Origin of the sequence: Methylobacterium aquaticum, assembly GCF_001043915.1 — a bacterium.
In the GTDB taxonomy this organism is placed as follows: domain Bacteria; phylum Pseudomonadota; class Alphaproteobacteria; order Rhizobiales; family Beijerinckiaceae; genus Methylobacterium; species Methylobacterium aquaticum.
In genome coordinates, this window is sequence record NZ_LABX01000225.1 from 17744 (window position 1) to 29443 (window position 11700).

11 protein-coding genes and 1 pseudogene are annotated in these 11700 nt (G+C 70.8%); 5 read left to right on the forward strand and 7 right to left on the reverse strand.

All coding sequences use genetic code 11. From position 1 onward, the window contains the following. Position 1 precedes the first annotated feature (1 nt). The 4 genes from VP06_RS36655 (at position 2) to VP06_RS26140 (ending at position 3660) form a co-directional block, all read left to right on the forward strand. A complete protein-coding gene (locus VP06_RS36655) occupies positions 2–1723 on the forward strand; it encodes a radical SAM/SPASM domain-containing protein (RefSeq protein ID WP_048466726.1) in 1722 nt (573 codons plus the stop codon). Beyond that, positions 1720–2607, forward strand: coding sequence for a hypothetical protein (locus VP06_RS26130; RefSeq protein ID WP_048466727.1), 888 nt, complete (start codon positions 1720–1722; stop codon positions 2605–2607). The genes VP06_RS36655 and VP06_RS26130 overlap by 4 nt, the downstream gene beginning before the upstream one ends. A 32-nt stretch (positions 2608–2639) precedes the next feature. Next, entirely contained in the window at positions 2640–3002 is a 363-nt protein-coding gene (locus tag VP06_RS26135) for a YybH family protein (RefSeq protein WP_048466728.1), read from the forward strand. A 142-nt stretch (positions 3003–3144) separates the two neighbouring features. Beyond that, positions 3145–3660 carry a zinc ribbon domain-containing protein gene (locus VP06_RS26140; protein ID WP_082167629.1) on the forward strand — a complete coding sequence of 172 codons (516 nt, stop codon included), beginning with the start codon at positions 3145–3147 and terminating at the stop codon, positions 3658–3660. Here the strand turns inward: VP06_RS26140 and VP06_RS26145 are convergent. The 7 genes from VP06_RS26145 to VP06_RS36665 form a co-directional block, all read right to left on the reverse strand. Further along, positions 3622–4002 carry a hypothetical protein gene (locus VP06_RS26145; protein ID WP_053082039.1) on the reverse strand — a complete coding sequence of 127 codons (381 nt, stop codon included), beginning with the start codon at positions 4000–4002 and terminating at the stop codon, positions 3622–3624. The two genes, VP06_RS26140 and VP06_RS26145, sit on opposite strands and share 39 nt — an antisense overlap. A gap of 398 nt (positions 4003–4400) precedes the next feature. Continuing rightward, on the reverse strand, positions 4401–4997 hold the full coding sequence (locus tag VP06_RS36660; RefSeq protein WP_156295778.1) for a hypothetical protein: 597 nt from the start codon (positions 4995–4997) through the stop codon (positions 4401–4403). Positions 4998–5103: 106 nt separating this feature from the next. Next, complete coding sequence (locus tag VP06_RS26155; RefSeq protein WP_082167630.1) at positions 5104–5499, reverse strand: Imm1 family immunity protein; 396 nt, start codon at positions 5497–5499, stop codon at positions 5104–5106. A gap of 23 nt (positions 5500–5522) precedes the next feature. Further along, a complete protein-coding gene (locus VP06_RS35330; protein ID WP_082167631.1) occupies positions 5523–6848 on the reverse strand; it encodes a deaminase in 1326 nt (441 codons plus the stop codon). Positions 6849–6938: 90 nt separating this feature from the next. Continuing rightward, the gene (locus tag VP06_RS33895; RefSeq protein ID WP_053082040.1) at positions 6939–7832 is read right to left on the reverse strand and encodes a CpaD family pilus assembly lipoprotein; all 894 of its coding nucleotides are present in this window, start codon (positions 7830–7832) and stop codon (positions 6939–6941) included. A gap of 17 nt (positions 7833–7849) precedes the next feature. Further along, positions 7850–9412 (reverse strand): type II and III secretion system protein family protein, encoded by a 1563-nt coding sequence (locus tag VP06_RS26170; RefSeq protein WP_245291321.1) that lies wholly within the window; start codon positions 9410–9412, stop codon positions 7850–7852. Between the two features lie 359 nt (positions 9413–9771). Further along, positions 9772–10500: a hypothetical protein gene (locus VP06_RS36665; protein ID WP_156295779.1), complete on the reverse strand. Its 729-nt coding sequence runs from the start codon at positions 10498–10500 to the stop codon at positions 9772–9774. Positions 10501–10890: 390 nt separating this feature from the next. Here VP06_RS36665 and VP06_RS26175 point away from each other — a divergent pair. Next, positions 10891–11700: pseudogene (locus tag VP06_RS26175) on the forward strand (hypothetical protein); the annotation flags it as partial.

Sequence of the window (11700 nt, forward strand, 5' to 3'; positions counted from 1 at the left end):
GATGCTCGATTTCGACACCCCCAACTCCGTCGATGCCGACGAGGCGCATGGAGCACCGAGCAACGAGGCTCTGGAGGCGGCCGCGCGGCGGACCCTCGCCCGGGTGCGCGGCCCGGCCCGGCCGGCCGCCGCGCGCTACCGCCTGTCGCGCTACGACATCCCGGTGCGGCTCGCCGACGAATCCGCCCTGCTGTTCAACGCGCGCACCCGGTCCCTCATCCTGCTCTCGGCCGCGGAGGCGCGCGCCTATCGCGACCTTGCCGGCCGGGACGATTTCGGCCCGGGCGACCTCGCCGACCGGCTCCTCCTGCAGGCGCTGATCGGCGGCGGCCACGCCGTCGGCGCCGCGAGCGACGAACTCGCGCTGGTGCGCCAGAGCTACGAGGCGAGCCGGGCCGCCAAGGGCAGCCTGACGCTCACCATCGCGCCGACCATGGCCTGCAACTTCGCCTGCGGCTACTGCTTCCAGGGCCTCGCCAAGCCGACGAAGAAAATGACGCCCGACGTCCAGGACGCGATCCTCGACTTCGTGAAGGCCAAGAAGGACCTGAAGTCGCTCTCGATCGTCTGGTACGGCGGCGAGCCGCTGATGGGCAAGGATTCGATCTTCCGCCTGTCCGACCGGCTCATCGCCTATTGCGACAAGAACCGGATCGGGTACAGCGCCGGGATCGTCTCGAACGCCTGGTTCCTCACCGCCGAGATGGCGGCGCAGCTCTACACCCGCCGGGTCAAGTGGGTGCAGGTGACGATCGACGGCGACCGCGACACCCACGACAGGATGCGCCCGCTCACCTCCGGCGGCCGGACCTTCGACCGCATCCTCGAGAACATCGAGCAGGCGCTCGACGAGACGGCGATCGCGATCCAGGCGCGGGTGAATGTCGGCATCAGCAACGTCGCGCGGGCCGACGCGATGCTCGACGACTTCGCCGCCCGCCGCCTCGGCGAGCGCGGCAATTTCGGCGTCTACTTCGCCCCGATCGAGGCCTCGACGCCGGAGAGCGGCAGCGCCTTCGCCGAGAAGCTGTCGCGGGCCGAGTTCAACCGCCAGGTGCTCGCCCTCGAGGGCAAGGCGCGCCAGCTCGGATTCTCCGGCATCCAGACCCCGCCGAGCGGCTTCTCGGGCCTGTGCGTCGCGGCCTCGAATGGCGGCTACGTCGTGGCCGGCAACGGCGACGTGCACAAGTGCTGGGAGACCGCCCACGACCCGTCCAAGCGCACCGGCAGCATCTTCGAGCCGGACAAGCTGCACGACAGCGTCAATGCGAGCCTGTGGTCGCAGTGGACGCCGTTCGACAATGCCACCTGCACCGACTGCAAGATCCTGCCGCTCTGCGGCGGCTTCTGCGCTCACCGCTTCATCTACGCCGCCCCGGAGGAAACCGCGCTCCCCTGCCCGAGCTGGAAGTGGAACACCGCCGAATACGTCTTCGCCCGGGCCCGGGATCTCGGCGTCGTGCGGGACGACCAGTGGCTCGCCAGCGAGGCCACCGTCGAGGCCAAGCAGTCGGGCGAGCGCCAGTCGCCGGCCTCGCTCCGGGCCTCGCAGGCGCGGGTGCTCGAGAAGGTCTCGGGTCTGCACGGCCGCTCCTTCGACCGCGGCCAGCTCTTCGCCGGCGAGGCCGCGCTCGAACGGGCGCAAGGGACGGGGCAGGAGACGGTGCCGGGCAAGGTGCGAGGGACGGTGCAAGGGAAGGTGACGGAGCCGGTCGCGTCGTGAACGCGGTCTCCCCCACCCGCGCCTTCGCCGCGCAGGCGCGCTTCGACACCGTGGTGGCCGAGGCGTTCGCCGGCGCGCGCGCGACGCGCCACATCCGCGACCACCTGATCGCCCGCCTCCATCGCGGCGCCTTCGACGGGGTCCTCCTGCGGCAGGCCGAGGGCTTCTCCGGGATCCCGGAAGCGGTCGAGCGCCGGGCCGCGATCAACACCATCGACTTCGCCTTCGAGCCGCTGGTGCTGGCAAGCCTCTCGGTCGCCCAGGCCGAGGCGTATTTCGCCGGCATCGAGCCGGTGCTGCGGGTGGGCGAGGCGCGGGGGCTCGACCGGCCGGGGCCGCTCTGGCTCGATACCGTGCACCATGCCTGCGTCTTCTCGGTGCTCGCCCGGATGGCCGCCTTCCTGAAGGCGCGGCGCGGGATCGCGGACGTCGTCCTCCTGCACCAGGGCCTGCGGCCGGAGCCCCGGCTCGGCGTCGCCGCGAGAGTGCTGGGGCAGGTCCACGGGGTCCGGCTCCACCTCCTGCCGCTGCAGGGCGACTGGTTCGCCCGGCTCGCCCGCCGCGCGACCCCGCAGACCGCGATCTTCTCCCTCTGCGACATGCCGCCGGAGGCGTTCGGATCGGTCCCGCCGCGCCGGGCGCTCGGCCGGATCGCGCTCCATGCGGGGCCGGACCTGCGCCGCGGCGTCGCGACCGTGTCGGGCTCGGCCGCGTTCGCCTGCCGGCTCGGCGCGGCGCACCTCGTCCTCGACTACCCGGCCCGGGACACGATCCGCCTGCGCCCGCATGATGGCGCACCCGCGCTCTGCCCGGTGGAGGACTGGGTGTTCTGGCCCGTGCTGGTCGCGCGGGGCGGTGCGTCCGTGTCCGGCCCCGCTTCCTGATCCTTCGTCCATCCCGCTGTTCACGAGGCCCCATGCAGCCCAGCATTCAAGCTCTCGCGGAGAGCGTCGCCCACGCCTTCAATGCCGGCCGCACCGGCGACCTCGCCGCGTTCTACGCGCCCGAGGCCCGGGTCGTGCCACCGGGCCGTCCGGCGGTGATCGGGCCGGACGGGATCTGCGGCTTCTTCTCAGACATCCGCGCCCAGGGGTTTCGCGACTACGCCATCGAGGTCGGCGACGCCTTCGCCCGCGACGGCGTCTGGATCGCCTCGGGCCGCTGGCAGCTCACCGGGCCCGGTCCGGAGGGACCGCATCAGGCGTTCGAGGGCAACTGGCTCAACGTGCTCGAACCCGGCGAGAGCGGCTGGCGCATCCTCGTTCACATGTGGAACTGATCCCAAGGGTCGGTGAGAACGACCTTTGGTTCCGGTCTCGAATTTTCGCCAACCCTTTGGTTTGGCATCGAAAATTCGGGATGGTTCATCGGCCCGATACGTCAGCATCCTGGGCCGATGGTATGAACCGTCGGAGGCGCCAATGAGCCTGACGCGATGCCCGGATTGCGGACGGCAGGTCAGCGACCGGGCGGTCTCCTGCCCGAATTGCGGCCGGCCACGCGCCGCCGCCGGAATGGTCCGCGCCGTGCCGGTGGCGGGCTTCGAGTACCGCTCGCAGGCCACGCTGTTCGGCTGGCCCCTGGTCCACGTGATCTACGGCGCCTCGGACAACGCCCCTCTGAAGCCCGCCCGCGGCATCCTCGCCTGCGGCAACGTCGCGATCGGCCTCGTCGCCTTCGGCGGCATCGCAATCGGCGGGATCGCTCTGGGCGGGATCGCGCTCGGACCCGTGGCGCTCGGGGGCGTCGCGCTCGGCCTGCTGCTGGGTGCGGGCGGCATCGCCACCGGCTATCTCGCGCTCGGCGGCGTGGCGCTCGGCGCCACCGCGATGGGGGGCGTGGCGCTGGGGGCGATGACGATGGCGCCGGCGCGGCTCACCACCCGCTCGCGATCCGGATCAGTCCAGCTCGATCGTGCAGGCGCCGAGCGGGACTGAGCGTCCGTCCGACAGGTGCAGGACGTCCGCCTCAATACAGGCGCTGACGAGGCCGAGCATCCGGGCCCCCTCCTCGACCTGCCTTTGCCAGCCTTCGAGATCTCCGTGGAACGACAGGGCGTAGAACCGCAGGCCGTCGGCCAGGGTGACGATGCATCCCTCCAGGACGACTCCGCCCCGCTTCGGCAGGGGCGGCTTCACCGCGCGGGTGACGTTCCGGAAGGTGTCGGATGGCCTGTGCGGCTCTTGGAACGCGACGTAGCGTACCTTGTCGCCCTCGCCGGGCCGCGTGCCGGGCACTCCCCGCTCCCGCTCGATCGGCCCACCGAGAATCTCTTCCATCGACGGCATCATATGACCCCTGGGCGAAGGGCTGGCGTCAGGACGAAACGGATGTTCTCGATGCCGGCATCACGGAACGCCTGCGCGTCATCCACTGAGAGGCTGTCACCGCCTCCGCACCCTGACGGGCAGCGAGGAGATCGAGGATGCCATCGAAACAAGCGTCGTACTGCCCCCACGCCTCCGGGATATCGGTCACGCCGATCGGGCATGCCCGCGTGATGACGGTGCGAAGGCGATCCCGCTGCGCATGGTCCGTATCCAGATCACTCGCAGCAGGCACCACGAAGCGCCGGGACTGACCGGCTCGGCGCGAATGGCCGACCGATGCTCGGCCGGCCTCGTGAGTGCTGTCCAAGCACTGGCATGGCTGATCGCGCGCTTCGGCCCGCGCCGATTCACGGACGATTCGCGCAATGCAGCCAATCCTCCCCTCGGTCAATAGCTTGCTTGTAAGCGTTCAGATCATCAATCCAACCATGATCGTTATCGACCACGACAGTCTTGTTAGAGGATATGGACCTGAGACAATCCGCCACGAGACTCGGCTCACTGACTTGCAGGACGAAGAACTCCGGCTCATCGAGCCTTTCCCGCATGCGCTCCATGTCTTCCGGCTCATACGCCCCGGCCACGGTGTCGGTCTGGGCCAGCATCACCCAGCGGCCTTCCTGCTCGGCCGTCATGCGGGTCGGATCGTCCCGGCGCACGGTGCCGAACCGCTCGAGAAGGTCGTGACCGCATCCCGCCTCGGTTGCAACAACGACGGCGATCATGGCTGCCTCCTGACGGCATCGATCAAGCTCTGCCGGTCGCGATAAACTTCCGCGATAAACTTCGTCGCCGCGCTGCCTCGAGCTTTTCTCCAATGTGCCGCCGAGGTTCGGCCCGTACGCGATCACGCGCTGGCCCGTCGCTGCCGCAGTCGCCTCCATCTGCGCGGCCTGGGCGTTGCCGCCTCTCGCTTTGACTGGGATGGCCGCGCCGTGGGGCATTCCGGGATCCAGCAGCGGAGCCCGGATCGACCTGGAGGGTGTTGCACCTGCAAGAGCCAATCAACCAAGCTCTTGCAGATCAGGATGATGTTCGCGCCGACCGCGCTCAGAATTCCTGCTCCCAGGTCAGCGTGCCGCAACGCTGGCCGGTCGCGATGAAATGGACCAGCGCGTCCACCGCCAACCTCTCGCCCACCACCATATCGCCGCGGAAGGAGCCGAGCTGCCCGCCCGTCACCACCGCGACGTCCTCCGGCGTGCCGTCGGGATTGACGACATGGAAGCCGTGCTCGTCGTCGTTGACGAGGTAGTTGACGACGAATCGGCCTTCATTGCCGCCTCCGATCAGCAGAACATGCCCCTGCTCATCGTCGGCCACGAGCTGCGAGATCTGCGCCCCATCGAGGCTGCGCAATGCCGCGCGCGCTGTGTCGGCGTCGGGCGCGGGCACGAGCCGATCCTCGCTCGCCAGCCCCTTACGAACTTCTAAGGTGAGCTTCATCGGTGTCCCCTCGATCGGGCTCGCTATTTCGTTGGCGTAAAAGTCTGCTGACCGCCGGGCCAAGTCACGTGCAGTTCGTCGACGCCGAGATTGCGCGCCAGCGAGCGGAGGCCGCCGGCTTTGCCACAGGAGGTGCAGGGAGCACGGTCGATGGTCATGTCCGCGCGACGGACCGTTCCGGCGAGACCGGCGTCGATGGCTTGCTGCACCACGTCCGCCTCGGCATGCGTGACGGTTTGAGCATTGACGCGATCGAGGGTCATCGCTCTGGCCGGGTTCTGCAAACCCCGGTTGATCCCCTCGAAAGCCCTCCCGCCCATGGCGAGCAACGACAGCGTGGCGTTATCGTTGGGGGCACCGGCGGGGGGAAGGCCGAATTCTACCCGCCGCGCCGCGAGCGCCTCCTGTGCGCTGATCTCGCCACGGGTGAGCGCGCCGAGTCGGGCCTCGGCTAGGGCCGGATTGGCGACCGGCCGGACGAGCCCCGCCCCGAGCACCAACTCACCCTGCCTTACCGCTACGCCGCCGACGCCGCCCGTTACGGCGAGGCCGGAGAGGGTGAGGCTGCTCTCGATGGCCTCCTGGATGACACCACCCGTCATCGGATCGTAGACCGGGACCTCGCCGTCCAGGACCCTGTTGAAGGAGCCCAGGCCGTCGACCACGGATTTCAGGAAGCCCGGCAGGGCCGGGACGAGGTCGCCCTGCGTCGTCACGCCGATGGGCAGTACCGCGCCACGATAGGAGAGGCCGTCCCCGGCCTGGGGCAGAGGTTGATCCGCAGCTGTGTTCGCGGCCGGTGCCACGGGCGTACCGTCCGGCGCCACCGGGCCGCCGAGGCCGAAGGCCGGCTGGCCGAGGCCGATCGTCCCGGCCGCCGCCGCATCGGCCGGCGCGATCGGGCCGTCAAGGCCGAAGGCGGGCGCCGGCATCGGCGGCAGGGCCGGCGGCGCCTGCGCGGTCTGCAAGAAATCCGGCGGCAGGATCGGGCCCATGACCGGCGGTGCGGCGAACTGGGCCGCACGCTGGGCGTCCATGCTCGCCATGTTCGAGTCGAATCGCGCCTGCATCTGCGCTGCGCGCGCCTCGCCCTGGGCCTGGAGCTGGGCGTTGAATTGCGCCGATTGCGCGTCCATCCGCGCCGAGAACTCGCGCTGGCTGTCGGCGAATTGCTGGTTGATCTGGCGGAAGCCGGTGATCGGATCGCCGTAGCTGCCGTCGCCCGGCAAGGCGCCGCCGCCGAGATTCGGCTCGGGGCCGACCCGGATCTCCGGCAGGGCGATGGTGCTTGTGCCGCCGGGCGGCGCGGGCGGCGTGAAGGCGAAGTTCGTGATGGTGCTGCCGCTCATCCCGTCCTCCCCCGCCGCGTTCGACGCGCACAGGGTGCACCCCCGACCTGACGAACACCTGTCGATGCGCCATCGGGGACGAGGCTCCGCTCAGCGCGAGACCGGCCCGCCCGCGCCGAGCACCGCGCCCCCGAGGGGACCGGAGGCGAAGCCGTTGTCGATCGGAGCCTGGCCGCCCGCACCGTCCGACCCTCGGCGCTCCGGGGTGTAGGAGGCGCGGTAGCGCTCGATGCCCCGGGCCGCGTAGGCGCCGTCGGCGGGCACCACCACGTCGTTGCGCACGAGGTCGAGCGGATCGTTGACCATCGCGGCGAGGTTGGCCCGGTTCGAGCAGCCGTGGGTCGGGTCGAAATCGTTGTCGTTGACGGAGGGGCCGACCACCGCGAGCGAGGGACAGTTCGGCGGAATCGCCACGTAGCGCGTCGCGATCACCTCGACCCGGCCGCCCGCGGAGCCGGCATCGACGGCGCTGATCCGGGCCGGGTCGACGCCCGCCCGCCGCGCCGTCTCGGCGAGCGCCCGCGCGGCGCCGCGGTTCCCGCCGCGCAGCTCCAGGTGCAGGGCGTCGAACCGGCCGCGGCCGGCCGCGGCGAGGAAGGCGAGAAAGCGGCGCCGGTCGTTGCGGCCCATCAGGCCCGTCGACGGCACGGCCTCGACCAGGGTCTCCTGGCGCCCGCCCGGCGGCGGGACCGGAGGCGGCAGCACGACGGGCGCGCCCGGCGGAGAGAGGCGGGCGGCCTGTTCGTAGGGCACCACCGGCCGCGGCACGGCCTCGCGCCGCACCAGCACCGCGGCGGCGGGCTCGACCGGCGGATCGACGATCGTCACCGGGCCGGGCGCCCGCGGCAGGACCGGCGCGGCGACGGGTGGCGGGGCGACCGGGCCGGCACCCGGCGGAGCCGCCGGCACGCAGGCGGCGAGCGCCAAGGCAACGAGCGCCAAGGCGACGAAGCAGGGCAGCGGCGCGAGATCGATCCGGCGCATCGGCGATCTCCGGCCGCTCATTCGACGCCGAGCCCCGCATCGCCCGTGAGCCCGACCGAGCCCTTGCGGGGGGCGAGCCGTGACGAGGGGGCCTTGGTCTGGGTGTTGAGGAGGATGCGCCCGGCATCGGTCGGCGGCGCGACCCGGTCCGTCGGCGCGCTGTAGGCCTGGGGCGAGCTCGCCGGGCGCACGATATAGGGCGTGACGATGATGACGAGTTCGCTCTCGTCCTTCTGGAACGCGCTGGACCGGAACAGGGCGCCGAGGACCGGGATGTCGCCGAGCCCCGGCATGACGCCGACATTGGTCGAGAAGTTCTTGCGGATCAGGCCGCCGATGGCGAAGCTCTGGCCGCTGGCCAGCTCCACCACCGTGTCGGCCGAGCGCGTCGTCAAACCGGGAATGCTGAGGCCGTTCACTTCGACGCCGTTGGCCGGGGTCAGCTCGCTCACCTCGGGCCGCACGCGGATGTTGATGAGGTTCGAGGACAGGACGGTGGGCTGAAACTCGAGGCTCGCACCGAAGCGGCGGAACTGCACCGAGGTCTGGCCCAGGGCCTGAGCGATCGGGATCGGGAACTCGCCGCCGGCCAGGAAGTTCGCCTTCTCGCCCGAGACCGCCGTCAGGTTCGGTTCGGCCAGGATCGACACGAGGCCGTCCTCGGCCAGCGCGTCGAGCGTCGCCGTGATGTTGTTGATGCCGTCCGAGTAGCTCACGCCGAACTGGTTGCCGCGGCCGGTGATCGGCACGGTGCCGGGCGAGGCCCCCGAGCCACCCGAGACCAGGCTGAAGCCGAACTGGCCGGCCCGGGCCGAGGCGTTGAGGTTGATCCCGAACTCCTTGAGCACGCGGCGGTTCACCTCGGCGACGCGCACCTGGAGGTTCACCTGGAGCGCACCGGCGACGCGGAGGCGGTTCGTCACCGTCGCGCCCTGGCCGAGGAACTGGGCGGTGACGGCCTTGGCGGTCTCGACGAGGCCGGCATTCGGCAGGGTGCCGCTGAGGACGGCGCCGTTGGGCGTGTAGGAGACCGAGAGCCGGTAATCGCCGACCTCGCTGCGCAGGAGGTTGCGCAGGTCCTCGATCGGCTGGACAACGGCGACGCCGTACTCGGCGATCGGGTCGCCGCGCTCGTCGAGGGCGAACAGGCTGGTGCGGCCCGGCTTCTTGCCGAAGACGAACACGACCTGGTTCGAGGGCGTCTGGATGTCGGCGATGGTCGGATCGGCGACGAAGATCGAGGAGGCCGGCCGTGACAGGCGCAGGGTCTTGCCGCGCGACACCGCGAGCGAGAGTTGCCCGCGGGGGGCCGAGACGGTCTCGGGCTCCGGCGCCTTCGGCTGGAACCGGGCGGGGGTCGTGCCGGCGGTCCAGGTCGGGGTCGCATGGAACCGTGAGGCGTCGTCGACGGCCCGCGCGTTGCTCGGCCAGGCGGGGACCATGGCGGCCGGCGCGGAACCCGGCCGGCTCGCCGCCGGCTCGGCCGCCGCCGGCGAGGCGGCGAGCAGCGCCGACGCGACACCGACGGGAACGAGAACCGACAGGCGCGGGAGGCGGCGGACGGGCGGCGTTGGTCCCATCTGGCGTTACGCGAACGCGCCGGGACGCGGGGCCGTGCGGACCGACGCGGCAGACCAGATCATCGTCTCTCGCACCGGATGCCCCCTTGGCCGCGCCACCGACTGGCCGGGACCCTGCTAAGGTTGTGTGACGGTGCGATTACAATTTCTCCGCCGCCCACCGACGAGTTCGGGAGTGTCACCGTTGAAACACGGATGCGGAATGCCTCCGAAGCGACCTTGACGGTCCGCCCGCCGGCCGACGAACGATGTCGATCGACGCCGGTCTACCCGGACCGGCCGAAGAACACGGTATTCGCGCCAGTCGGCACCTGCTCCGCAAACCAAAGATTTGCGGCGGCGGAGCCTCTACGACAGTTTCATTCGAACCCGTGTTGCCCAGTCTCGGCCGCTCCTGGCTCATGATCGCGCCCGCGCATCCCCTTCGAGCCGGGCGCTGGCGAGGACCAGCATCCGAGCAGCTTCCTCGATTCATCGCTGTCAAGCCTCGTCATCCTTGTGGAACGAGAGGGCACAGGATCGCAGGCCTTCAGCGTGTCGGTCGTCGCGACTCCTGCTCTGGACTGCCCGTTGAGTGGGGATGAACCGCGCATCGCCGTCTGGGCGACAGGAGAGTTCGCTGTCCGGTCCCGGATGACGCGCCGCACGCCTGGGCCCGGCCCCGTCGAACGAAGAATTCCTGCCGGATCCCACGACCATGGATCCTCTCCGGGACGCGGCACGTCATCCTGCGAGTCCTCCGGCACGCCCGTCATGACGAGTTCGAAGGCATCCAACGCGAAGTCCCTCGGCAGAAGGCGCACGAGCCGCGCCTGAGCGTGGTGATCGATCAGGTTCCATTCCGCACAAGCCCCGAGGTCGCCGTGCCAGATCGTCATCAGATCGCGATCGGTGGGCCGCGCAGCGAGGGACTCGCGGATGCGCCGGCTCAACTCCGCTTCCTTCGTCTCCTCAGTGACCATCGGTTGTCTCTGAAAAATGGCCGAGCCCTTCGGTGTCAGGATCTTCACATCTCGCAGGTGTTCACCTGTCACAAGGTCCACCCCGAGACCCCGTCTGATCGCTTTCCCGGCTGTCTCGAGCGTCATCCCCGGCTACTGCCTCGCGTCGATCACGACCATGCCCGATTATCCGTGCGCATCCAGCAAGGTTGCGGGAGATGGCGGCCGACAAGCCATCAGCGGTCTGCTTCCGGGTGCTCGTGACAGTCCTCGGTTCGGTCCGCACGCCGTTGTCTCTGAAGTCGGGCGTGCGTCCCGGTCCGCGTGGGACGATCGTAACGTCGGCGCCCTGCGCCAGCCGCTTCTGAGCTTAAGGCGCGCTCGTCGGGCGTGAGAGCTGCATTGTGAAGGCCGGCAGTCCGCTGAATCACTTCCGCCTCGATCAGGCGGCGATCTCTGCGGCGGATGCCGCACCGACAGGTGATCGTCAGGTTGAGAGATCAACCTGTCCCGGCGACACGAGGAGAGAGGCCCCGCATGAGCAGCGGCTCCATCGCCTTACCCACGATCTACGTCGGCGCCCCGCCCCCGCCGGCCAACGACTTGCCTGGTAGCGGCAGCGCAAGCGACGCCGCCAATGGCCAGCGCTTCATCCAGATCCAGCAGGATCTCAACCGCGCGCTCACCGCCAGCCAACCCTCGCCCCAGCAGGTGGTTCAGGGGCTCAACGACACCATGTCCGCGCAGGCCGACGCGCGCGCGGCCCAGCAGCAGTCGCAGTTCGAGGCCAACATGACGGCGGCGGCCGAGCAGCGGGCGGCGAGCCTGCCGCCCCCGCCCGCGCCGCCGGTGATGCCGGCGCCTCTGCCGCCCGAGCCTCCGGCGCCAGCGCCGCTTCCTGCGCCGGCCGAAGCCGGCGCGGCGAGCGTCGCGGCCGCGGTTCCGGCCGCGGCGGGAGCGGCAGCGGGCGAGCTCGCCACCTCTCTTCTTTCCTCGGCGGGCCAGGCGCTGGGCACCCTCGGCGGGCTGGCTTTGCGCGGCGGCACGCTGGCCGGCGCGGTGCTGGGGTTGGGGACGGGCAACATCCCCTCGGAGGCCGACGAGGCGGCGATGCGCGCCGAGACGGAGGCGCGCCTGCGCGCCACGGGCGCACTGCCCGGCCCGGACGCCGCGCCGGAGACCCCTCCCGCGCCGGCGGACCCCACCGCCCCGCCCACCGGCGAGGCGATGCCGAGCCTGCCGGGCACGTTCGGGCCGGTGCCGGCCTTCCTGGCCGTCCCGTCCCCCTTCGACGCGCCGGGCCTGCCCTCGACGACCCTGCCCTTCGCGGCCCCGCCGCCACCCGCG